The organism is Acinetobacter gandensis (genome assembly GCF_001678755.1).
Classification (GTDB): domain Bacteria; phylum Pseudomonadota; class Gammaproteobacteria; order Pseudomonadales; family Moraxellaceae; genus Acinetobacter; species Acinetobacter gandensis.
The window spans coordinates 134,998-159,688 of record NZ_LZDS01000028.1; the positions used below are offsets into that span (position 1 = coordinate 134,998).

At 40.9% G+C, this 24,691-nt stretch carries 22 protein-coding genes; 10 read left to right on the forward strand and 12 right to left on the reverse strand.

What is annotated here, in order from left to right:
- Positions 1-158: 158 nt before the first annotated feature.
- The 7 genes from A9J31_RS12940 (at position 159) to A9J31_RS12970 (ending at position 8,948) form a co-directional block, all read left to right on the forward strand.
- Positions 159-1,253, forward strand: coding sequence for a BMP family ABC transporter substrate-binding protein (locus A9J31_RS12940; protein ID WP_425394352.1), 1,095 nt, complete (start codon positions 159-161; stop codon positions 1,251-1,253).
- Positions 1,254-1,354: 101 nt separating this feature from the next.
- A complete protein-coding gene (locus A9J31_RS12945) occupies positions 1,355-2,347 on the forward strand; it encodes an isopenicillin N synthase family dioxygenase (RefSeq protein ID WP_067766673.1) in 993 nt (330 codons plus the stop codon).
- Between the two features lie 370 nt (positions 2,348-2,717).
- Positions 2,718-3,818, forward strand: a complete 1,101-nt coding sequence (locus A9J31_RS12950) for a BMP family ABC transporter substrate-binding protein (protein ID WP_067766675.1) — start codon at positions 2,718-2,720, stop codon at positions 3,816-3,818.
- 82 nt (positions 3,819-3,900) lie between these two features.
- Complete coding sequence (locus A9J31_RS12955) at positions 3,901-5,496, forward strand: ABC transporter ATP-binding protein (protein WP_067766680.1); 1,596 nt, start codon at positions 3,901-3,903, stop codon at positions 5,494-5,496.
- Between the two features lie 18 nt (positions 5,497-5,514).
- Positions 5,515-6,612 (forward strand): ABC transporter permease, encoded by a 1,098-nt coding sequence (locus tag A9J31_RS12960; protein ID WP_067766683.1) that lies wholly within the window; start codon positions 5,515-5,517, stop codon positions 6,610-6,612.
- A 15-nt stretch (positions 6,613-6,627) separates the two neighbouring features.
- Positions 6,628-7,548: an ABC transporter permease gene (locus tag A9J31_RS12965; RefSeq protein WP_067766686.1), complete on the forward strand. Its 921-nt coding sequence runs from the start codon at positions 6,628-6,630 to the stop codon at positions 7,546-7,548.
- Between the two features lie 32 nt (positions 7,549-7,580).
- Entirely contained in the window at positions 7,581-8,948 is a 1,368-nt protein-coding gene (locus A9J31_RS12970) for an amidohydrolase family protein (protein WP_067767008.1), read from the forward strand.
- Between the two features lie 56 nt (positions 8,949-9,004).
- Here A9J31_RS12970 and pcaD read toward each other — a convergent pair whose 3' ends face one another.
- The 12 genes from pcaD to A9J31_RS13030 all read right to left on the reverse strand — a co-directional run bounded on the left by pcaD (position 9,005) and on the right by A9J31_RS13030 (position 20,336).
- On the reverse strand, positions 9,005-9,784 hold the full coding sequence (pcaD, locus tag A9J31_RS12975) for a 3-oxoadipate enol-lactonase (protein ID WP_067766689.1): 780 nt from the start codon (positions 9,782-9,784) through the stop codon (positions 9,005-9,007).
- An 80-nt stretch (positions 9,785-9,864) separates the two neighbouring features.
- Positions 9,865-11,070 (reverse strand): 3-oxoadipyl-CoA thiolase, encoded by a 1,206-nt coding sequence (gene pcaF / locus A9J31_RS12980; protein WP_067766692.1) that lies wholly within the window; start codon positions 11,068-11,070, stop codon positions 9,865-9,867.
- 150 nt (positions 11,071-11,220) lie between these two features.
- Positions 11,221-11,871 carry a 3-oxoacid CoA-transferase subunit B gene (locus A9J31_RS12985; RefSeq protein ID WP_067766695.1) on the reverse strand — a complete coding sequence of 217 codons (651 nt, stop codon included), beginning with the start codon at positions 11,869-11,871 and terminating at the stop codon, positions 11,221-11,223.
- Positions 11,872-11,891: 20 nt separating this feature from the next.
- Positions 11,892-12,578, reverse strand: a complete 687-nt coding sequence (locus A9J31_RS12990) for a 3-oxoacid CoA-transferase subunit A (protein WP_067766698.1) — start codon at positions 12,576-12,578, stop codon at positions 11,892-11,894.
- 35 nt (positions 12,579-12,613) lie between these two features.
- Positions 12,614-13,834 (reverse strand): benzoate/H(+) symporter BenE, encoded by a 1,221-nt coding sequence (benE, locus tag A9J31_RS12995; protein ID WP_067767011.1) that lies wholly within the window; start codon positions 13,832-13,834, stop codon positions 12,614-12,616.
- An 82-nt stretch (positions 13,835-13,916) separates the two neighbouring features.
- Positions 13,917-14,702 carry a benzoate diol dehydrogenase BenD gene (gene benD, locus A9J31_RS13000; protein WP_067766701.1) on the reverse strand — a complete coding sequence of 262 codons (786 nt, stop codon included), beginning with the start codon at positions 14,700-14,702 and terminating at the stop codon, positions 13,917-13,919.
- Positions 14,703-14,744: 42 nt separating this feature from the next.
- Positions 14,745-15,761, reverse strand: a complete 1,017-nt coding sequence (benC, locus tag A9J31_RS13005; protein WP_067766704.1) for a benzoate 1,2-dioxygenase electron transfer component BenC — start codon at positions 15,759-15,761, stop codon at positions 14,745-14,747.
- A 106-nt stretch (positions 15,762-15,867) separates the two neighbouring features.
- Positions 15,868-16,377: a benzoate 1,2-dioxygenase small subunit gene (benB, locus tag A9J31_RS13010; protein ID WP_067766707.1), complete on the reverse strand. Its 510-nt coding sequence runs from the start codon at positions 16,375-16,377 to the stop codon at positions 15,868-15,870.
- Positions 16,374-17,771 (reverse strand): benzoate 1,2-dioxygenase large subunit, encoded by a 1,398-nt coding sequence (benA, locus tag A9J31_RS13015; protein WP_067766710.1) that lies wholly within the window; start codon positions 17,769-17,771, stop codon positions 16,374-16,376. The genes benB and benA overlap by 4 nt, the downstream gene beginning before the upstream one ends.
- An 82-nt stretch (positions 17,772-17,853) precedes the next feature.
- Positions 17,854-18,774: a catechol 1,2-dioxygenase gene (gene catA / locus A9J31_RS13020; RefSeq protein ID WP_067766713.1), complete on the reverse strand. Its 921-nt coding sequence runs from the start codon at positions 18,772-18,774 to the stop codon at positions 17,854-17,856.
- Between the two features lie 147 nt (positions 18,775-18,921).
- The gene (gene catC, locus A9J31_RS13025; RefSeq protein ID WP_067766716.1) at positions 18,922-19,212 is read right to left on the reverse strand and encodes a muconolactone Delta-isomerase; all 291 of its coding nucleotides are present in this window, start codon (positions 19,210-19,212) and stop codon (positions 18,922-18,924) included.
- A gap of 14 nt (positions 19,213-19,226) precedes the next feature.
- Positions 19,227-20,336 carry a muconate/chloromuconate family cycloisomerase gene (locus A9J31_RS13030; RefSeq protein ID WP_067766718.1) on the reverse strand — a complete coding sequence of 370 codons (1,110 nt, stop codon included), beginning with the start codon at positions 20,334-20,336 and terminating at the stop codon, positions 19,227-19,229.
- Positions 20,337-20,451: 115 nt separating this feature from the next.
- Here A9J31_RS13030 and A9J31_RS13035 point away from each other — a divergent pair, with 115 nt between their 5' ends.
- The 3 genes from A9J31_RS13035 (at position 20,452) to A9J31_RS13045 (ending at position 24,483) form a co-directional block, all read left to right on the forward strand.
- Complete coding sequence (locus A9J31_RS13035; RefSeq protein ID WP_067766721.1) at positions 20,452-21,366, forward strand: LysR family transcriptional regulator; 915 nt, start codon at positions 20,452-20,454, stop codon at positions 21,364-21,366.
- A gap of 262 nt (positions 21,367-21,628) precedes the next feature.
- Positions 21,629-23,002 (forward strand): MFS transporter, encoded by a 1,374-nt coding sequence (locus A9J31_RS13040; protein ID WP_067766724.1) that lies wholly within the window; start codon positions 21,629-21,631, stop codon positions 23,000-23,002.
- A gap of 155 nt (positions 23,003-23,157) precedes the next feature.
- Positions 23,158-24,483: a DcaP family trimeric outer membrane transporter gene (locus A9J31_RS13045; protein WP_067766727.1), complete on the forward strand. Its 1,326-nt coding sequence runs from the start codon at positions 23,158-23,160 to the stop codon at positions 24,481-24,483.
- The last annotated feature ends 208 nt before the right edge of the window (positions 24,484-24,691 follow it).

Below are 24,691 nucleotides of genomic sequence, written 5' to 3' on the forward strand. Positions count from 1 at the left end.
AATATTTCTATAAAATAATATCTTCTTTTACGTAATTAAATTGTGTTTAGTTGTTATATAAAGGTTTTTCTTTAAATATTTCATTTAAATAACGCGTATTTAATATGATTTAAATTATCAAACTTTGCATATATGAAATGGTTTAAATTGATATTACTGTGGGGAATAAAATGAGTTTTAAATTAAATAAATTTGTCAAAACACTTCTAGTATTTTCTACAGTGAGTTTTGTTGGGATTAGTTCATCCTATGCCGTCGAAAAAGCAGCCTTTGTTTATTTAGGGCCTACTAGTGATCACGGTTGGTCATACTCACACGAACAAGGTCGTATCAAGGCGGATAAAGCTTTGGCAGGCAAATTTAAAACCTCTTATCTTGAAAATGTACCTGAAACTGCTGATGCAGAACGCGTCATTCGTAACTTGGCACAGCAAGGTAATAAAGTGATTTTTGGTACGTCTTTTGGCTATATGAACTCGATGGAAAAAGTAGCCAAACAATTTCCAAATACTGTTTTTATGCATGCTACAGGCTATAAGCAAGGTAAAAACTTAGGGGTATATGAACTGCGAACGTATGAAGGTGCATACATGTTGGGTGTGGTCGCAGGTCAAAAAACCAAGACCAATACCATTGGGGTCGTGGCTTCATTTCCAATCCCAGAAGTTGTGCGTAACATCAATGCCTATACCTTGGGTGCACAAAGTGTAAATCCTAAAATTAAAACCAAAGTCATTTGGGCAAATACATGGTTTAACCCGGGCAAAGAGCGTGAAGCAGCAATGGCGCTGATTGCACAAAAAGCGGATGTATTAATGCAAAATACAGACTCACCAGCAGTCGTCCAAGCTGCTGAACAAAAAGGGGTTTATGCTTTTGGTTGGAACTCAGATATGAGTAAATTTGGACCCAAAGCTCATTTAGCCGCAGCTGTTTTACACTGGGAAAAAATCTATGAACCTGTAATGAAACAGGTTAATGCAAAAACGTGGAAACCCTCAGCGATTAAATACGGTGTAAAACAAAGTGCAGTCAATATTGAAAACTTTGGGCCAAGTAGTACTGCGGCAATGAAGAGCAAAGCGCTATCCGTTCGAGATGCATTGCATAAAGGGACAATTCATCCATTTGCAGGCCCAATTTATAAACAAGATGGTAGTTTATTGGTAGCTAAGGGCAAAACTTTGACCGATATAGATCTGTCTAAAATGAACTATTACGTAAAAGGTGTCGAAGGTGCTTTACCTAAGTAATCACTATTTTTTAACTCACTATTCAATATGATTCACCATGAGTTTTATGCAGTATCAGCATAAAACTCTCTCATAAATATAGACTAAGGTTTAGCGGTGTTATGAGTATTCCAGTTATTGATTTAGCCACAGCATTGGCACCAGAATCCAAAAATATTCAAGCGGTTGTGCATCAACTCCATCAAGCTGCAACCAGCTCTGGATTTTTTTATGTTAAGAACCATGGCATAGCAAAAGAAATTATTGAACGACAATTTGCGCTTGCTGAAGAAATTTTTAACTTACCTCTGAGTACTAAACTCAAATACGATCAGAGCTTGAATGCTAGCCATCTTGGTTTTGAACAATTGGCAGCTCAGAAATCTGACTACATCGGCAAGCCCGATATTAAAGAAGGTTTTTACTGCGGCAAAAATTATCCTAAAGATCATCCCTATGTTTTAGCGAAATATCAAGGCTATGGTATTAACCAGTGGCCGAGTGCAGAAGTTCCTGCGATGGAACAATATTGTCAGGAATATATCGAGCAATTCAGTGGTTTAGCACAGCGCATCATGCAATTACTGGCGTTGTCATTGTCACTAGATGAACAATATTTTGATGAATGCTGCCATGATCCGATGATCACACTAAAAATGCTCTGTTACCCGCCACATCCAGTCGATGCAGATGAATATAGCTACGGTGTTGGTGCACATACCGATTGGGGATCAATCACAATTTTAGCGCAAGACACATGTGGTGGATTGGAAGTCTGCTTACCTGATGGGACTTGGGTAGCAGCGCCACCCATTGATGGCACGTTTATTGTGAATTTAGGCGATCTGATTCCGCGTTGGAGCAATGATTTATTTAAATCTAATCCACATCGTGTTCGTAATTTATTTTCTAAAGGTCAGTCTAGGTATTCGATTCCATTCTTTTTTGGTCCGAACTATATGACGCCAATTAATGCGCTTCCCGGCACTGTAAAAGTAGGCGAACAGTATCGCTATACGCCTTGCACTGCTGGCGAGCATATGGAGCAAATGTACCAACGCGCTTATGACTTAAGCCAAGAAGAGCAAAAAGGTGTCGAGGCTTTGACAGTTTGAAATGAATTTTAAGTTACCTTTTATAGGCCCTACATTAAGCTCGGTAGGGCTTTTTTTATTTCAAATAAATAGAAAAAATGATCCAAAATAAAGCAATTTTTATTTAAATATGCACACCAATAAAACTCTTTAATCAAATAAAAATAATCTAAGAATTAAAATTAGATAATGATAAAAAGTTTAATAATGAAAATAACTAAATAGCGATAAAATAATTTAAAAAACATTTTAAATGCATGATGTTCTAATTTTTTATAAAGATTGGAATGAAACTTGCTAATCCATAGAAAGCGTTAAAGAAATTAAACCAGTATTCCTATTTTATTTAAAGTGATTAATAGAAATGCAAGATTGCAAGTGGAGCAATAATATGCAAAAGAAAACCAATCTCGTGACTCAATTAAAAAAGATTGCGGTTGTACTGAGTACAGTCGGTCTATTTGGTGCGGGTTTAGTATCGACGACTCAAGCCGCAGATAAAGCAGCATTTGTCTATATTGGTCCAACAAGTGACCATGGTTGGACTTATTCACATGATCAGGGGCGTATCAAAGCAGAAAAAGCTTTGGCTGGAAAATATAAGACTTCACATATTGAAAATGTACCTGAAACTGCCGATGCAGAGCGTGTGATTCGTAATTTAGCGCAGCAAGGGAACAAAGTTATTTTCGGTACTTCTTTCGGTTATATGAACCAAATGGAAAAAGTCGCGAAGCAATTTCCCAATACCGTATTCATGCATGCAACTGGGTATAAGCAGGGTAAAAACTTAGGTGTATATGACGTTCGAACTTATGAAGGTGCTTATATGCTCGGAGTTGTTGCAGGTCAACAAACCAAGAGCAATACGCTTGGCGTAGTTGGTTCGTTCCCAATTCCAGAAGTGATCCGAAACATTAATGCCTATACTCGCGGTGCGCAAAGTGTAAATCCAAAGATTAAAACCAAAGTTATTTGGGTCAATTCATGGTTTAACCCTGGTAAAGAACGTGATGCAGCACTGGCATTAATTTCACAAAAAGCGGATGTGTTAATGCAGAACACCGATTCACCCGCTGTTGTCCAAGCCGCTCAGCAAAAAGGCGTCTGGGCCTTTGGTTGGGACTCAGACATGAGTAAATTTGGACCGAAAGCACAGCTGGCTGCTTCAGTACTACATTGGGAAAAAATTTACACTCCTGTAATGCAGCAAGTGGTCAATAAAACTTGGAAACCAAGTGCAATTTGGTACGGGGTCAAACAAGACGCTGTAAAAATTGAAGCATTTGCACCATTTCTAGCACCAGCAGTGAAACAAAAAGCTATCAACGTACAAACTGCAATTCATAAAGGAACATTGCACCCATTTACTGGGCCTGTATACAAACAAGATGGGAGTTTAGCTTTAGCTCAAGGGAAAACCATGTCGGATGCAGACTTAAGCAAAATGAATTACTACGTTAAAGGCGTAGAGGGCTCGCTGCCTAAATAATTTTAGTCAAATCATCTATCTGGCTAAGGCCTAAAAGGGCTTTAGCTATTCATCCTAGTTTTAGTTGAAGAGAGCTTAAGTTATGAATGCATTTCAAGAACACGCAAACGAACTGGAACGAGCGGGGCTAAGCCCTAGTATTCCACGTCTTGAGCTTGTCAATATTTGCAAAAGTTATAACTCACTAAAAGCCAATCACCAAATACATTTGAAAGTCCATCCGGGGCAAATACACGCCATTTTAGGTGAAAATGGTGCAGGCAAAAGTACCTTAATGAAGATCATTTATGGTGCGACCAAGTCAGATGAAGGTCAAATGATTTGGAATGGAAAAGAAGTACAAATCGACAGTCCATCTTCTGCACGCAAACTAGGCATCGGGATGGTATATCAGCATTTTTCTTTATTTGAAACCTTAACTGTCGCAGAAAATATTTTATTAGGTCTAGACGAAAAAGTTGATTTAAAGCAGTTACATGAACGAATCATTCAAGTTTCAGAACAATATGGTTTAAGTGTAGATCCACGTCGTGAAGTATTTTCTTTGTCGGTAGGTGAAAGACAACGCGTTGAGATTATTCGCTGCCTACTGCAAAACCCCTCACTATTAATTTTGGATGAACCGACCTCCGTACTCACTCCGCAAGCCGTCCAGCAACTTTTTAAGACCCTCAGATTATTGGCTTCACAAGGTGTTTCAATTTTATATATCAGCCATAAATTACATGAAATTAAGTCTCTATGTGATGAAGCAACTATTTTGCGAAATGGCGAAGTCACTGGACATGTATATCCGAAAGAGCAATCCACCAGTGATTTAGCACGATTGATGATTGGCCGTGAGTTACCAACTTATGTACACGCAGACTTTAACGGAAATAAAGAAAAATTATTGAGTGTTGAACATTTAGATTTTCATTCAGACGATCCATTTGGTGTATCGCTAAGTGATATTCAACTGGATTTATATGGTGGTGAAATTGTCGGTATTGCAGGTATTTCAGGGAATGGTCAAGCAGAGTTGCTGTCTTTACTTTCAGGTGAAGAAGCGACTAAACAGGGTGTTATACGACTGAAGAGTGAAGATATTTCTAAACAAAGTGCTGGTTTACGTCGTGACTTAGGGTTGGGCTTTGTGCCAGAAGAACGTTTGGGACGTGGTGCAGTACCCAATATGAGTTTGTCACAAAATGCCTTATTAACGGCATTCCGTAAGGGGCTCACAAAATTTGGCCTAATTAATTTTGATAAATCACGTGATTTTGCTGAGTTATGTATAGAAAAGTTTGGGGTAAAAGCTTCAGGTGCAAATGCTGAAGCACGCTCATTATCAGGTGGTAACTTACAAAAATTTATTGTTGGACGTGAAATCTTACAACACCCCAAAGTACTCATAGTGTCACAACCGACTTGGGGGGTGGATGTAGGTGCAGCAATGTTTATTCGACAGACCTTAATCGACTTATCACGTCAAGGAGTTGCCATTTTAGTGATTTCAGAAGAGTTAGAAGAATTATTTGAAATCTCTGATCGAATCTGTGTTCTAGCGGCAGGAAAGCTCTCTCAACCAATGAAAACCTCAGAAACCAATGCAGAACAAATTGGTTTATTGATGTCTGGCATTACATCTCCCACTCAACTGAATCAAAAACTAACGCTTAATCAGGCACATGCCTAGCAATGAAAAGGTGACACCATGCATTTATTAGAACCTAGAGAGCATCCCTCTCAAATAATGAAATGGCTTTCTCCCATCATTGCTTTATTGGCAATGTTGGTGGTAGGCAGCTTACTATTTTTAGCCTTGGGCGTAGACCCGCTCAATGCTTTATATATCTTCTTTATAGAGCCATTAACCTCCATTTACAGTTTAAGTGAATTAGCAATTAAGGCATCACCATTGATCCTGATTGCATTAGGGTTAGCTATTGGTTTTCGTGCCAAATTATTCAACATTGGTGCAGAAGGTCAGCTCACTATGGGAGCAATATTTGGCGGTGGTATTGCCATTTTATTTCATGAACAAATCGGGTGGTTGATTCTACCATTGATGATCGTGATGGGAGCTATTGGTGGGGCATTATGGGGGCTCATTCCAGCACTGTTAAAAACGCATTTTAATGCCGAAGAAACACTGACAACATTGATGATGAACTACGTGGCGCTTTTTGTATTGCTGTATCTCGTTAATGGTCCTTGGCGTGATCCAGATGGTATGAATTTTCCTCAATCTGTCATGTTTTCAGAGAGTGCAACATTGCCTTTAATTTGGGAAGGCACTCGCGTCAATGCTTCAATTTTTCTTACGTTTTTTGCCGTAGCGTTGTTTTGGATATTTGTTCGAAAAAGTTTGACAGCCTATAAATTGGAAGTGAGTGGTCAAGCACCATTAGCAGCAAAATATGCCGGTTTTTCTTCTAAAAAGGCAATTTGGTTAAGTCTAGGTTTGTCAGGTTTGATGGCTGGTATGGCAGGTATTTGTGAAGTGGCGGGGCCAATTGGGCAATTAAATCCAAATATCTCCCCAGGCTATGGCTATGCAGCAATTATCGTGGCGTATTTAGGTCGTTTAAATCCTATTGGAATTGTGCTTTCAGGCTTTTTAATGGCGCTCATTTATCTTGGCGGTGAAATGGCGCAAATGCAGTTGCAATTACCTGTGGCTATTACCGGTATTTTCCAAGGTTTATTACTGTTTTTCCTTTTAGCATCGGATGCTTTGATTGAAAACCGTTATCGGTTTGCCCGGAAGAAAACCAAAAGTATAACTAATGCACAAACAACTACAGCTTAAATTGAGGGATAAAATATGAGTATTGAAATGACCGCAATTTTAGCGGGAACCATTGCAGCAGCAACACCTTTAATATTTGCAGGTTTAGGTGAGTTGGTCGCAGAACGCACAGGCGTTATCAACCTCGGGGTTGAAGGCATGATGTTAGTTGGTGCAATCGCAGGATTTGCTTTCGCTGCACAATACGATGCAAGTGTTGCCAGTGCTTTATTGGTTGGCGGTATAGCTGGAACACTCATGGCACTGATTTTCGCATTTTTTACCTTGTCTCTTAGTACCAACCAATCCGCTTGTGGTTTGGCTCTAACCATCTTTGGTATCGGTATTTCAGCATTTATCGGGCAGAACTATGTCAGCATGGCTTTGCCAGGACTTGAAGGCATAAATATTCCGCTGATAAGTGAAATTCCTGTATTGGGGCCAATTTTATTTCAGCATAACTATGTGGTGTATTTATCCATGTTGGCCTTTGTAGTGATTTGGTGGGTATTAACAAAAACACGTCTAGGTTTATTACTCAAAGCTGTCGGTGAGTCACCTGAAAGCGCACATGCAATGGGTTATAACGTGCTGGCCATTCGATATTGCGCAGTTCTATTTGGTGGTGCGATGGCAGGCGTTGGTGGTGCATTTTTATCGACTGTATATACCCCAATGTGGATTGAAAATATGGTCGCAGGGCGTGGTTGGATTGCAATTGCACTTGTAGTATTTGCGACATGGAAACCTACACGTTTAATGTTGGGTGCATATCTATTTGGTGGTGTGACAATTTTACAATTCCATGCTCAAGCGTTGGGTCTAAACGTACCAAATGAGCTGCTTTCAGCCTTACCTTATGTCGCAACGATTGTGGTACTGGTGTTGATTTCACGAAACAAAAAACATCTAAAACTCAATTTACCCGCATCTTTGGGTAAAACCTTTAGCCCTTAAGCATGCTTGATACATTGAATGAGGAATCGAAAATGAAAATTATTAGTGCAGCTCATGTATTAACCATGAATAAGAATTTGGAATATATTGCAGATGGTGCAGTACTGGTCAATGGGCAGACGATTGCAGCTATTGATAAACGCGAAAAACTGATCCAGCAATATCCACATGTGGAACATGCGCATCACCCTAATGGACTGTTAATGCCAGGCTTAATCAACACGCATTGTCATTCGGGTTTGTTACGCGGTACTGCGGAAGGTTTGCCAGTTTGGGATTGGTTACAACAGTTTATTGATCCGATGCATCGGGTATTGCTACCTGAAGATGCAAAAATCGCATCCTATCTTTGCTATGCAGAAGCATTACTTTCTGGAACTACCACTATCGTTGATATGTGGCGCTATATGGATGGCAGTGCAGAAGCCGCAAAACAACTTGGTATACGTGCAGTCTTAGTGCCTTATGTCGCGGAACATCCTGATCATAATTATTTTGAAACATTAAAGACCAATGAAGCACTAATTCAACGTTGGCATGAACAAGCCAATGGAAGAATTAATGTATGGGTGGGCTTAGAACATTTATTTTATGCGGAACAATCTGCTTTAGCACGCATTCAAAATATGTGTCAGGATTATCAAACAGGCTTTCATACGCACAGTAATGAAAGTCAATTTGATGTACAGGAAAATCTAAAACGCTATGGCATGCGTCCAATACAGACTTTAGAAAAGTTGGGGATGTTTGATGTACCCAAATGCTTATTGGCGCATTGCGTTTGGTTAGACGACGATGAAATCAGTTTGCTTAAACACTACCAAGTTGGAGTTGCACATAATCCAATTTCTAATATGAAACTCGCATCCGGTGCTGCACCTATTACTAAAATGTTGGCGCAGGGTGTTGCTGTTGGTTTAGGAACTGATGGGGAAAAAGAAAATAATAATTTAGATATGTTTGAAGAAATGAAAACTGCTTCTTTATTGGCGAAATTTTCTAATCTCGATGCAGCAGCTTTAGATTCATGGTCTATCTGTCAAATGGCAACACAACTCGGCGCAAAAGCATTAGGTATGCAGCAGCAAATTGGCTCTTTAGAAGTGGGCAAGCAAGCTGACTTAATTGTTGTTGATGCGGCTACACCACGAATGACACCACTGATTGATGATGGTCAATTGTTTAATTTGCACACTAACTTAGTTCATGCTGTACAGGGTCAAGATGTTGTGATGACTATGGTTGCAGGACGAACTGTGGTGCAAAATGGAAAGCTTGTGCATGCAGATCTTCAGCAATTAATTGATCAAGTAAATGTTGCAGCACCAGCATTATTTAAAAGACGTGCTGATTGGCTAAGTTTAAGAGGAACTTCAATCAACGAATTACAGCGTGTCTAATGTTATGCATAGAAAAAGCCCGAATTAATTCGGGCTTTTGAGCTATCTATCCAATTTTATACCGCGACAAACTTTAATACTGCTTGGTTAAATGCCTCTGGTTGTTCAATATTTGAGATGTGAGAGGCATTAATTTCAAATAATTGAGCCTTGCTAATACGATCTAACATGTATTGACCATCTTCAACGGTGGTCACAGGGTCTTGCTGACCTGCAATAATTAATACAGGAACTTCAATAGATGCAAGTTCTTCACGTACATCCGCTTTAGCCAAAGCTTCACAGCAACTTGCATAACCTTCTGGGCTGCCAGCACCAAGGTCGTTACTTAAAGATTGTACAATCGCTGTGTTGCTTTGGATAAAGGGTTCAGTAAACCAACGAGAAGCCGCAGTATCTGCAATTGGTTTTAGACCTTGTTCACGTACTAAAGCTGCACGCTCATTCCATGCCTGTGCTTGACCAATTTTTGCAGCAGTGTTGCAGACGATCACGTGATTAAAATGGTCTGGGTGGTGTATTGCAAGCCATTGACCAGTTAAGCCGCCCATAGAAATTCCACAAAATGACGCTTTTTTAATATTTAAATGATCTAATAATTGAATGACATCTGTACCTAATTGATCGATGCTATAAGGGCCTTGTGGTGCTGAAGACGCACCGTGACCACGTGTGTCATAGCAAACTACATAATAGTCTTTTTGCAATGCTGCAATTTGCAGTTGCCACATTGAATATTTTGTACCCAACGAATTGGAAAACACAATTGCAGGATGGTTGGTATCACCGAAGGTTTGATAATTGATTTCAGCATCCTGAGATGTAAATTTAGGCATTTGAAAATCCTCGATTTTGTATTTTTAAATTCCTCCCTTTCTTAAAGGTGAGGAGTTAACCCCGCAAGAGGAGGGATTCCTTAAACTCTTTCAATAATCAAGGCAATGCCTTGTCCCACGCCGATACACATTGAACACAGCGCATATCGACCGCCAATTTGTTCCAACTGATTGAGTGCTGTAGTAACCAAACGTGCACCTGAAGCACCAAGTGGATGACCAATTGCGATTGCACCACCATTAGGGTTGACGTGTTTCGCACCATCTTCTAAACCCAAATCACGAGTTACCGCAATTGCTTGTGCTGCAAAGGCTTCATTCAGTTCAATAACATCCATTTGCTCAAGTGAGAGACCTGTTTGAGCCAATAGTTTTTTAATAGCAGGCGCTGGCCCAAAGCCCATAATACGCGGTTCAACACCAACCACTGTCGCCCCAATAATTTTGGCACGAGGTTTTAGGTCATACTTGGTTACTGCATCATCTGATGCAATTAACAGAGCAGCTGCACCATCATTAATGCCTGAGGCATTACCCGCAGTTACCGTACCATCGGCTTTGACAACTGGCTTAAGTTTATTTAACGCTTCTAATGTTGTTGATGCACGTGGATGCTCGTCAGTATCTACAACAATTGGTTCACCTTTACGCTGTGGGATGGTCACCGCAATGATTTCTTTCGCGAAGAAACCTTTTGCTTGCGCAGCGGCTGTACGTTGCTGGCTTGCTAAAGCAAATTGATCTTGATCGGCACGGTTAATATTAAACTGTTCAGCCACGTTTTCAGCTGTTTGCGGCATACTTTCAACACCGTATAACTCTTTGAGTTTTGGGTTAATAAAACGCCAGCCCATGGTGGTGTCTTCAAGTTTTTGGCTACGGCCATATGCGGTTTCAGATTTGCCCATGACAAAAGGGGCACGAGACATGCTTTCAACACCGCCAGCAATGATTAAATCAGCTTCGCCAGCTTTAATTGCACGTGCTGCAATTGCGACAGCATCAAGTGATGAACCACAAAGACGATTCACTGTGGTAGCAGGGACTTGGTATGGAACACCTGCCAATAGTGCTGACATTCGACCTACATTACGATTGTCTTCACCAGCTTGGTTAGCGCAACCGTAAATGACATCATCCACATCTGAAAAGTTCACAGACGAGTTACGTTCCATGAGCGCTTTGATTGGTACAGCGCCTAGGTCATCGGCACGAATAGGTGCTAAACCACCTGCATAACGACCAAATGGGGTGCGGATAGCATCGATGATATATGCGTTTTTCATATGTATTCTCTTCTTTATAAAGTTCCCTCTCCTGATAGGAGAGGGTTAGGGAGAGGTAGATTTAATTTTGCCCTCATCCTAGCCTTCTCCCAGAGGGAGAAGGAACTTAAGACACATTTTAAAAATGTTTTATAAGGCGATTTGAAGCTATCAATGGGTCGCATCAATCAGCGTTGCACCCGTCATCGACTGTAATTCTTCAAACGACAAGCCGTCCACTTTCTCAATCACTTTCATACCGTCATTAGTGACATCAATCACACACAGGTCTGTATAAATACGATCTACGCATTTCAGACCTGTCGCTGGATAGGTCAGCTCAGCCACAATCTTCGGTTCACCTTTTTTAGTAACATGATCAGTCGTGATAAATACTTTCTTTGCGCCAACAGCTAAGTCCATAGCACCACCGACTGCAGGAATCGCATCTGGTGCGCCAGTATGCCAGTTGGCAAGGTCACCATTTTCAGCGACTTGGAAAGCACCTAAAACAGCAATATCAAGATGACCTCCACGCATCATGGCAAAAGAGTCACCATGATGGAAAAAACAGCCGCCCGTCAGCATGGTAACGAATTCTTTGCCAGCGTTAATCAACTCAGGATCTTCTTGGCCTGCTTCCGGAGGAGGTCCGAAAGCTAAAAGTCCATTTTCAGAATGTAAAAAAACATCTTTATCTGAAGGTAAGTAATTAGAAATCTTAGTTGGTAAACCAATTCCGAGGTTGACATAAGCACCATCTGGAATGTCTTGGGCAACACGCTCAGCAATTTGGTCACGGCTTAATTTGGTATAGCTCATTTTTATACTCCTTTCGTGATTTAAGCAGATTGCTCAAGTGGTTTAGTACCCACAGCAACGATATGTTGAACAAATATTCCCGGAGTAATAATGTGCTCAGGATCTAGCGCACCGAGTACAACCACTTCCGCGACCTGTGCAATCGTGATATCTGCTGCCATTGCCATAATTGGACCAAAATTACGCGCAGATTTGTTGTAAACCAAGTTACCCCAACGATCGCCTTGATGTGCTTTGATTAAAGCAAAATCAGCTTTGATTGGATTTTCTAAAACAAAGTCTTTACCTTCATAATTTAGTGTAGGTTTACCTTCCGCCAGTAAAGTACCAAAACCAGTAGGCGTATAAATCGGCCCTAATCCCATGCCGGCAGCTTGAATACGGCAAGCCAAGTTACCTTGAGGCACAAGTTCAAGTTCAATCTTTCCAGCGCGGTACAGTTCATCAAATACCCACGAGTCTGACTGACGAGGGAAAGAGCAAATAATCTTACGAACAGCACCAGCTTTTAACAGCTTAGCCAGGCCATAATCGCCATTGCCTGCATTGTTGTTCACAATCACTAAATCTTTAATTCCAAGTTCAATCAAACCATCGATGAGCTCTGCAGGTTGACCTGCAGTACCAAAGCCACCAATCATAATGGTTGAACCATCTTTAATTTGGGAGAGCACTTCTGTCATAGAAGTTATACTTTTATCGATCATATGAATGTCCTATTAAAATCCTAAATTGATAATTCTTAGCTATTGGTGCGCTGAGTAGATGGTTGGGTGCCTGTATCTTGTCTCGGTTTATTTAGGAGCAAGTGTGCAATTACGCCGATGCAAATGCCCCAAAATACTGAACTCAGTCCTAAGAAATGCATTCCTGAAGCCGTTGCTAAAAATGTAATTAAGGCTGCGTCACGGTTCGCTTCATTTTTCATCGCAACTGAAATATTGGTCGCAATTGCACCTAATAGCGCTAAGCCAGCCAAAGCGGCAATCAACTCTTTCGGTAACAGGCTAAAAAGCATGACAATACTGCCTGCGAATAATCCACCTAAAATATAAAAAATACCGTTGGCAATACCTGCGATATAACGTTTCTCTTTTAGCTCATGCGCATCTTTACCCATGCACAATGCAGCGGTAATCGAAGCTAAAACAATAGTGATACCCCCTACACAAGCCACAGCTAAAGAGGCAATACTGGTCGCACTAATAATCGGTTTGGCTGGCGTGTCATATCCGCTTAATTTCATAATGGCCATGCCGGGCAAGAACTGTCCTGATAGGCTAACTAAAATGAGGGGAATGGCTAAGTTAAGTGTTGAACTCCAAGTCCACTCAGGGCGAATAAACTGTGGGATGGCCAATTGAAAATTCACACTTACTGGGTTTATTTTGCCTAATAGCAAACTGAGTAAAACACCTGAAAGTAGCACCCAAATCATGGCATATCGTGGTGTTAATCGTTTAGCAATCAGAAAAACGAACAGCATTCCAAATACAATCATTGGCATGCTATCAGTGGCAGTAAAAAGCCCTAAACCAAACTGAAATAAAATCCCAGCCATCATGCCCGCAGCAACATCTTGAGGAATCCATTTCAACAGTTTGTCGAAATATCCTGTGATGCCAATTAAAAAAATTACCACAGCAGAGGTGATATAGGCCGCAACGGCTTCGTTGAGGGAAATATGTGGAAACAATGTGACTAATAATGCTGTACCCGGTGCAGACCATGCCGTAATAACTGGGGTTTTATAGCGAATGGACAGATAAATCCCAGCAACCGCGGCACCAATGGAAATGCCCCAAATCCATGAAATCATCATGGTTGTAGACACTTGTGCTTTTTGTGCAGCCTGAAAGAAAATGATCAGTGGGCCTGAATAGGAAATCAGTACGGCCAGAAATCCTGCGACCGTAGCTGAAATTGACCAGTCTTCTTTTAAAGTTTTAAACAGGGTAGCCATTGGTAATGCCTCCATGCGACTCATTCAATGATCCTGCGTGTGAAAATAAATAGGTAATTCGATTAAGAAATGCTGATTAGACTTAGCCTTGATCACCACCACCAACGGGAACAACCGTGCCAGTCATATACGATGAATCGTCAGAAGCAAGGAACAAAATTGCATTCACTTGCTCTTGGATCGTACCGTAGCGACCAAGGAATGTTCGATCGATTGTTTGATCGACAACTTCCTGCATCCAATTTTTTTCATTCTCTGACAATGGAGCTGCATTACGTGGTACTTTGCGTGGTGGTGCTTCAGTACCGCCTGTTGCAACAGCATTAACACGGATACCATCTTTTGCATGTTCAAAGGCAAGGGCAGTGGTCAGACCATTTACACCACCTTTTGATGCAGAATATGGCACTCGGTTAATACCGCGTGTCGCAATTGAAGAGACATTAACAATCGTACCTTGCTGATTTTTAATCATTTCAGGCAATACAGCACGGCAGCACCACATGGTTGGAAAGAGTGAACGATTCACTTCTTTGATGATTTCCTCTTCCGTAAATTCCTGAAAAGGTTTCATCCAAATCGCACCACCAACGTTATTAATGAGTGCATCGACACGGCCATAACTTTGCAATGCTTTTGCGACAACAGCTTGAGCGCCTGCAAAGGTTTCAAGATCTGCTTGAATGGTGACAGCATTGCCACCCGCAGCTTGAATTTCAGCTAAGACTTCATTGACGTAGTCTGAACGATCGGCAAGCACAGCCTGAGCACCTTCGGCAGCGACTTGTAGCGCCACGCCACGACCAATACCTTGTGCTGCACCTGTGACAATGACGACTTTATTTAAAAAGCGTTGTTGATTTTGCATGAAAATTTCTCCCTAAATGATTTAAAAAACTGTTTAAAGCCATTAATTCGCAGAGAATTTTTCAAATAAGAAGTTGGCAGGTTTTACACCTTCGGTATCTAACCAACCACGCACTGCTTCAACCATTGGTACAGGGCCGCATAAGTAAATATCGACATCACCATTGTTCAGCCAGTCTTTTTCAACATGACCAGTCACGTAGCCTTTACGCGCATGTGATGATTCAGCGTGAGCAACCACAGTACGGTATTCAAACCATGGCAGTTTATTTTGTAGTTCATCTAATTTTTCTTTAGCCACAATGTCAAAGTCATTGGTTACGCCAAATACTAAACGTACAGGATGATCTGCACCTTTTTCTTCAAGGACTTGTAGCATTGACATAAATGGCGCAATACCTGTACCACCAGCCAACATCACCACTGGACGCACAACATTACGAAGATAGAAACTGCCAAAAGGGCCTCTAAAGGTCATTTTGTCACCAGCTTGCGCATTGGCACTAAGGAACGTACTCATTTTGCCTTCAGGTACATTACGCACCACAAAGCCTGTTAAGCGGTTGCCGGGTTTTGAGCTAAATGAATAAGAGCGCGTTTCTTCAGTCCCTGGAATACCAACATTAACGTATTGACCTGCTAGGAAATTAATATCAGGTTGACCTTCATCCAATTGAATATCAAAAGTAATAGTTGAATCTGAAAGGTTTTCAACACGTGAAAGCGTGCCTTGGAATTCATGAATTTCAGTTTTGCATACATCTGAAGTTGCACTGATTTGGAAAACGGAATCAGAACTTGGACGACACTGGCATGCTAAAATATAACCTTGTTCTGCTTCCTCAGGGGTGAGTGCATCTTCAATATAGGATTCTTCAGGCATGTCGTAAGTACCAGACTCACAAAATGCACGACACGTCCCGCATGCACCATCACGGCAGTCTAGCGGAATATTGATTTTTTGGCGGTAAGCTGCGTCAGATAAAGTTTCACCTTGAACAACATTGATAAAACGCGTTACGCCATCTTCAAACTGAAGTGCTACATTATGATTAGACATGGCTGAATATCCTTTTTAAATCTTTTGAAACTTAGCCTTTCAGCCAAATATCCTTCTGGCCGAAAGGTGTACTGTATAGGTTCAGGTGGGCGACAAAGCCCAAATCTTAGAGGTGATAAATATCAATGACTTGATTGATATAATCGTTTTTAAGGACCACGTATTTACTCAGAATTTTTGGCTCATCACCTGAAAAATCAATTTCATAACGTGACATACCAAAGTAGCTATAGTTGGTCTTGTAACGGAAACTGAGCGTGTTCCAATTAAAACGAACTGTAACTTTGTCACCATCAAGCGCAATGATTTCGACATTGCTAATGTTATGGCTAGTACGTGTATCTGGCATGGTTGCTGAAGAGCGTTCAGTCTTAATACGGAATACACGATCTTCTAAACCCTGACGGTCTGGGTAATAAATTAGTGAAATTTCAGACTGTGGGTCTTCGGTTAAACGGTCATCGTCATCCCATGCTGGCATCCAAAATGATGCAGATGGGGCATAGCATTCCAACCATTCATCCCACTGTTCATCATCTAGAAAACGCGCTTCGCGATAAAGAAATTGAGATACTGCTTCAATGCTGACCGTATCTAATTGTGCCGTTGCATTCATGCGACATCTCCTTGTTCATTCGCGACCTGTTCCGCCAATTCCTTTTCTTCAGCAATGGCATGCTTCATGGTTTTTAACCAATATTGATGCTGTGCAAGGTATAAACCTTCATCTTCAGTTTTGATGCCACTCAATAATGGTTTAAGGCCAATTTCATTCGCTGCATCATCAGGTCCATGAATCCAATGTTTTGAACCACGGCACATATCGTTCCATTCCAACTCGATGCCTGCATAACCTGCTTGGCATGCACGGAATTCTTCTAAGTCATCCGGTGTTGCCATACCTGAAGCATTAAAGAAATCCTCATATTGACGGATACGACGTGCACGTGCTTCAGGCTCTTCACCCACAGGTGCGATGCAATAAATCGTTACTTCAGTTTTATTCACTGAAATTGGACGTAAAACACGGATTTGTGAACCGAATTGGTCCATCAAATAAACATTTGGATATAGGCAAAGGTTACGAGAGCGTTCGATCATCCATTTCGACATTGGTGCGCCAAACGCTTGAGTATATTCATCAGCTTTACTAAAGTTTGGACGGTCTTCTGGGTTGGCCCATTGAGTCCAAAGTAGCATGTGACCATGGTCAAAACCGTATGAACCACCGCCTTGTTTACCCCAAGAACCAGCACTCATGGCACGAATATTATCTGCGGCTTGTGCTTCTTTACGGTGTTGCGTGGTTGCAGCATAGTTCCAATGCACTGCTGATACGTGATAACCATCTGCACCATTTTCAGCGGTAAGTTTCCAGTTACCTTCATAAGTGTAAGTAGATGAACCGCGTAAAACTTCCAGTCCTTGGTCAGACTGGCCGACAATCATGTCAATAATCTTGGTGGTTTCACCTAAAAATTCTTCAAGGCTTGGAACATCTGGGTTTAAGCTACCAAACAAGAAACCTTTATAACTTTCAAAACGAGCGACTTTTTTAAGGTCATGTGAGCCGTCTTTATTAAAGCAATCTGAATATCCAGCTTCTGCTGGATCTTTTACTTTCAATAATTTGCCAGAGTTGTTAAAAGTCCAACCATGGAAAGGACATGTGTATGTCGCTTTGTTGCCTTTTTTATAACGGCATAATTGTGCACCACGATGTGAACATGCATTGATCATTGCATTTAATTCACCATTACGGTTACGTGCAATAATGATCGGTTGACGACCAATATGCGTGGTGTAGTAATCGTTATTGTTCGGAATTTGGCTCTCATGTGCCAGATATACCCAGTTACCTTCGAAGATGTATTTCATTTCAAGGTCAAACAAGGCGTGGTCTGTAAATACAGAGCGATGAAGCTTAAATTCGCCTGATTCAAAATCATCAACGAGAAGCTCATCAATTCGATCAAGATGGCTGGTATTAATTACTGGAATACGTGGCATGTCTGTTCTCCGACTGTCCATGAGGGGGAGATCCGCCGAAATTTCATATTTGTACTGAGAAACCTCGGCATCCTTATTTCAATTAAGCGCTTGCGCGGCGACGATCAACTTCAGTGTTCGGTGCAGCAGCTTGCTCTTTTACAAGCTCTACATTGAAAGTGATGTGTTTGAATGGTTGATTTAAACCACGACGTGCAATTTCAGCCTCATCAGTGATATCAACAGCCGTTGCAACAAGACCATCACGTGTAGCGAATGCAAAGTCATCCCAAAGATACTTATCGCCTTCGATGTTGAATTGTGTGGTGAGCTTGCGATAGCCAGGTGCAGAGATAAAGTAATGCACGTGTGAAGGGCGGTTACCGTGACGACCTAAACGATCTAGCACGTATTGCGTAGTACCTTCAGGTGGGCAGCCATAACCTACAGGCATAGTCGTTTGAGCGACATATTTACCGTCTTGATCAGATAAGATCGTACGGCGTAAGTTAAAGTCTGATTGAGACTTATCAAAGAATGAGTAGTTGCCTAAGCTGTTCGCATGCCAGATTTCAACTTTTGCACCTTCAATGATGTTGCCATTTGTATCTGTAACAGTCCCTTCAATAAACAATGTTGGGATTTTATCTGTTTCAGAGCCATCATCCATACGGGCAAAGCCTACTGATTCAGGTGCGCCTGCTACATATAATGGGCCTTCAATCGTACGTGGTGTACCACCAGTAATGCCTGCCTTGGCATCTGCTTCATCAGCACGTAAATCGAGGTAATGTTCAAGACCTAAACCTGCCGCCAATAAACCAAGTTCATTGGCTTGACCTGCATCGGTAAAGTATTCCAAACCTTTCCATAATTCTGTTTGTGAGATATCCAAATCTTCAATGGCTTGGAATAAATCACCTAATAAACGCACAACCACTTGTTGTACACGTTCATTGACTGGACCTGTCGCTGTGTCGACATTCATTTTTTTAACCAGTGCATCAATTTCTTGACGGTTCATACTATTTCTCCTTAAGTATGCTTATTCGTTTTGGTGGCTATTCAACCCAATCTATGAGATGAATTTGCTGCCACGATCCTTGTATTACCCTCTGTGCGTTTCAGCACAGGCAGTGGTTAAACTGCCTTATTTCTTAAATACTGTTGCTTAACGATCATCTTCACGAATTGAAGATGGGTGACGGTTAAGTGCCATCACTTCGATATTCATGTATGGATAAAGTGGAAGACCTTGCAAAATATTGTGCAGTTCTTCATTGCTTTCGACATCAAAAATACTGATGTTTGAATATTGACCTGTGATACGCCAAATATGTCGCCATTTGCCTTGATGCTGTAAGTCCTGAGAATAGGCTTTTTCTACAGCTTTAATTTCGTTGGCTTTTTCTACTGGCATATCCAGTGGAATGTTGACATCCATGCGGACTTGGAAAAGCATAAGAAACTCCTTGATTATTGACGACGTAGGTTGTCGATCTTGTCTTCATCTAGTGCAATGCCAAGTCCTACTGTTTTCGGAACAGCGAGTTCAAAGTTTTGATATTGCAAAGGTGTTTTCAAAATTTCTTCAGTTAATAACAGTGGGCCGAACAATTCAGTGCCATATGCCAAGCTGTCAAAGGTCGAGAAAGCATGTGCTGATGCAATTGTTCCTATTGGGCCTTCAAGCATGGTGCCACCATAAAGATCAATGCCTGCGAGCTTGGCAATTTTGCCGACTTCACAGCCTTCGATTAAGCCTCCAGACTGTGCAACTTTGACGGCAAATACTGATGCTGCATTCCGTTTTGCTAATTGATATGCGCTGCTCGGGCCTATAAGAGATTCATCAGCCATAATGGCAATATCAAATCTGCGGGTTAAACGTTGCATAGCATCAATGTTGTCAATTGCGCAGGGCTGTTCAATTAAATCCACACCACCATCTTGTAGCGCTTGTATTCCTTTAATTGCATTTAATTCAGACCATGTACGGTTGACATCGACACGAATTGAAACGTCTTCACCCAAAGCCTTTTTAATTGCAAGTACATGTTCAACATCAGCTTCAACAGCACGTGAGCCAATTTTCAGTTTGAAGATGTTGTGACGTTTTGCTGCAATCATTTTTTGTGCTTCTGCGATATCTTTTTCGGTATCACCTGAAGCCAGCACCCACAGAACAGGGACGCTATCACGTAAACGGCCACCTAATAATTCACTTACTGGAATACTGAGTCGCTGAGCCTGTATATCCAATAAAGCAGTTTGAATTGCACATTTCGCAAAACGGTTACCATTAATGTTTTTTTGAATGGCTTTTAAGGTTTGTGCGACATTTAAGCCTTTAAGGCTTTTTAACAAGGGTGCAAAATAAGTTTCAATATTGGTTTTGACACTTTCGGGACTTTCTTCTGCATAACCTAAACCACCAATTGTGGTGGCTTCGCCCCAGCCAATAAAACCGTCTTCGCTTACCACTTTAACCAAAACCAAAGTTTGGGTTTGCATGGTTGCAACAGCCATTTTGTGTGGGCGGATGGTCGGGATTTCGACCAATATTGTTTCTATTGATTTGTACATGTTCACTCTTCGCAAACTTGCGTTCTGTATCTCTTGTGATATACCTTAAAAGAATAAAATCTTCAGGTCGAAGATCAAATTTGCATTTTTTTATACTTTAAAGGTATGTTTAGTCATGGAACTGAGACATTTAAGATACTTCGTTGCCGTTGTAGAAGAGCAAAGTTTTACCAAGGCAGCAGAAAAATTGTTTATAGCTCAACCACCTCTGAGCAGACAGATTCAAAACTTAGAACAAGAACTTGGTATACAACTTTTTGAGCGAGGCAGTCGACCGCTTAAGACTACGGAAGCAGGCCAATTTTTTTATCTACACGCTCTCAAACTTTTGTCTAATGCTGAAGAAATAAAGTCGATGACTAAGCGAATTGGCATGACAGAAAGAACCGTGACCATCGGTTTTGTGAGCTCTTTATTGTTTGGCTTATTGTCCAATATTGTTTATTTGTTCAAACAGCAGCATCCGCATCTTAAAATAGAGATGGAGGAAATGGCGACAACGGAGCAAATTCAAGCGCTAAAAGAAGGGCGTATTGATGTGGGTTTTGGCCGTTTACGTATTTCAGATCCAGCCGTAAAGCGTGTACTACTACGGGAAGAACGCTTAGTTGCCGCTGTGCATGCGAGTCATCCTTTAGCGCAAAAGACTGAAGGCGTGTACTTAGCCGATTTAATAGACCAACAATTGTTTTTATACCCCAATGTAAACAAACCAAATTTCTCTACCCAAGTGCGAGGTATCTTTTCTGAATATGGTTTAGAACCGAAAAAAATTCGTGAAGTCCGTGAATTACAATTGGCCCTAGGCTTTGTTGCTGCAAGTGAAGGGATTTGCATCACGCCAATGAGTGCGCAAAGTATTCGACTTACACATCTGACTTATCTCCCCATTCTAGACGAGTCTGCAATCAGCCCGATTTTCATGGCAGTACGTAATATGGATGAAAGTGAAGATATTCGTGCACTGTTTGATAGTGTTTATCAAGTATATGATTTAGAAGCAATTCCTTATGATCGATCAGTGTTCTAATTTTATATTCCTAAACTAAAGATTAATCAGTCTATGAATGAGACACTTTAAACTGCGTATTTTACCGTTTATCTGTAATACAGACACAAATAGAGAATAAAATAGTGCCGTAATTTGACAAATAAATGACATCAAATCAAAAGCGTATTTCAGCGACAACTTTTTAGGTATACAAACATGCCTAATCGGTTTTGGACATTAAGCACCGACTTATTCATTGTGAAAAGCGAATTTTACAAGCTTCACAATTTGGAGGTGGGCGATGCAAAACCAGAAAATTAATATTAATACCTTGGTGGATGAAGCCAAATTTACGCCATTTCATTGGGGTGTCTTAATTTGGTGTTTAATGATCATCATTTTTGATGGCTATGATTTGGTAATCTATGGTGTAGCACTACCATTATTGATGCAGGAATGGGCGCTAACGGCAGTGCAAGCTGGTCTGCTTGCCAGCACTGCGTTATTTGGCATGATGTTTGGTGCCATGTGTTTTGGTACTTTGTCTGACAAAATAGGTCGTAAAAAAACCATTATGATTTGCGTCGGAATCTTCAGTGGTTTTACCTTCTGTGGTGCATTTGCCAATACACCTGTTGAATTTGGTATTTTACGTTTCCTTGCAGGTTTGGGTATTGGTGGGGTTATGCCCAATGTCGTGGCATTGATGACTGAATACGCACCGAAACGGATTCGCAGTACATTGGTTGCTTTGATGTTTAGTGGTTATGCCATTGGTGGTATGGCATCTGCATTATTAGGTGCATGGTTAGTTCCAGTATATGGCTGGAAGATCATGTTCTATATCGCCATTATTCCATGCTTAGCACTGCCATTAATTTGGAAGTTCTTACCTGAATCATTGATGTATTTAACATCTAAACAGCAAACTGAAAATACGCGTAATATCGTTTCAAAAATTGCACCTGAGCAAGTGCTAACGAGCGACACTGAATTTGTTTTAAATGAAGTTGCGGAAGACGATAAAGCACCATTAAAAGCACTATTTCAACAAGGTCGTAGTTTCAGTACATTTATGTTCTGGATTGCCTTTTTCATGTGCTTATTAATGGTCTATGCACTAGGAAGCTGGCTGCCTAAACTTATGATTCAAGCGGGCTATTCGCTTGGCGCAAGTATGATTTTTCTTTTTGCACTCAATATTGGTGGCATGATCGGTGCGATTGGTGGTGGTGCCTTGGCAGATCGTTTCCATATTAAGAAAGTGCTGAGCATTATGTTTATGTGTGGTGCTTTAGCGTTGATTCTCCTTGGCTTTAATAGTCCACAAATCGTGTTGTACAGCTTAATTGCCGTTGCGGGTGCAGCAACTATTGGTTCACAAATTCTACTGTATACCTTTGTCGCACAATATTATCCAACCACTGTACGCTCTACAGGTATGGGTTGGGCATCAGGTGTAGGTCGTATTGGCGCAATTGTTGGCCCAGTACTTACAGGTGCATTGCTCACTATGAATTTGCCACATCAAATGAATTTCCTCGTAATTGCAGTTCCAGGTGTTATTGCAGCATTGGCAATTTTTTTGGTGAACTTACAAGCATCTGTGGAAGGTTCATCACAGACTAAGATACTGAACATCAAAGCTCAAACTATCAAAAATACTGCGAACTAATTTAACTGAATGATTCAAATTAAATGAGTTTGTTGTAAGTCGACAATAATACTATCAACAAAATTAAAACTTTCTCGGCCCTTATCAAGGATATAAGGGCCATAGAGAAACGTGTATCAAAAAAATGGAAAGGGCAAAGCCCGATAGAGGTCAGGATGAATACTCAAATTGCACAATTGACGCGTAAAACTTTTATGATCAAACCATTAATATTAGCTTGTGTAGTATTAGCGCCGGTATGGACACATGCTGCGGTTAGTGAAGCTGAAGTTGAACAGCTACGTGAAGAAGTTAAGAATTTAAAAGCTATGATGCAACAGTATGTTGAACAGCAAAATCATGTATCTAATCAGTTAGTAGAAATTAAACAGACTACCCTTAAGCCTGTTCAACAAGCTGCAGCTATTCAAACAATAACTCAAACATCGAGTCAGGGTTTAAAGACTAAATCAGGTGCAGAATTTAGCTTATATGGTAATGTCCGTGCAGATGCCTCTTATCAAGCTGAGGGAGGAAGTTTGTCACGGTTATATAACCAAATAAATTCAGTACCTCTACAAGGCAATGCAGAAAGTTCTGACCGCCTAAAAGCAACTTTAGCCGCGACCCGTTTAGGTTTAGATTTTAAAACGCCAACTCAAATGGGTGATGTCGGTGGCAAGCTGGAAGTCGATTTTTTAGGTGTGAATGATGGCTTACGTATTCGTCATGCATATTTAACCTATGGAGATTGGCTCGTTGGACAAACATGGTCTAATTTTGCTGTGCCAGATTATATGCCTGAAACTATTGATGCTTTAGGGTATGTGGGCGGAGCGGTCAAGCGTACACCGCAATTGCGTTATACCCATAATCTGTCAACTGAAACGAATGTGGTCTTGGCTGCGGAGGATTCGAAAGATGACAGTTCTAATATGCGCTTGCCTGCACTAACAGCACGTTTGAATCATAAGTTTAACGATACTTTGAGTTTTAGCGCACGTGCAATGGGCGCAGAAAAGAAAACTGATGCGGATACAGAGACTGCATGGGGTGTTGGGCTTGGTGCTAAGTTAAATTTAACTGATAAGACAGTTTTAAAAACCGATTATTACCATGTGAAAGGCGACAGCAGTTTTGTTTCTTGGACCAACCAAGGTTTTGTTACCAATGCGGATAAAGACATTATTGCCACCAATGAGTTTGATTCCATTACCATAGGCTTAACACAACAGCTTTCGGCGCAATGGCGTGGCACTTTAGGCTATGGCTATATGAAAGCGGATAATAATGCTGACTATATCAACGCATTAGCCGATAAAACCAAAGCCAATAAGAACTTGTGGCAAGCATGGGCAAATGTATTCTACAGCCCAGTGAAGCCAATCAGTATAGGTTTAGAATACGTATATGGCGAGCGTGAAGCTTTTGGCGCCGCACCGAATGGCAGCACAAAGGGTGAAGATAACCGTGTTAACGCAGTCATGATGTATAACTTCTAAGTATGTAGTATTTGTCAGTACGCTTTTAAATCTGTATTAGCTAGATATTGGTTTATTTAAAAAAAAAGCCAAGCCATCATCAGGTTTGGCTTTTTTAATGCCGATCATCTTTATTTTTATTCATTTATCAGTTGGTTCAATGATACGGTAACAGGAGCTATAGCATGCTGAATTTTTTATTTAACGATTTTGATACTAATCAGAAAAA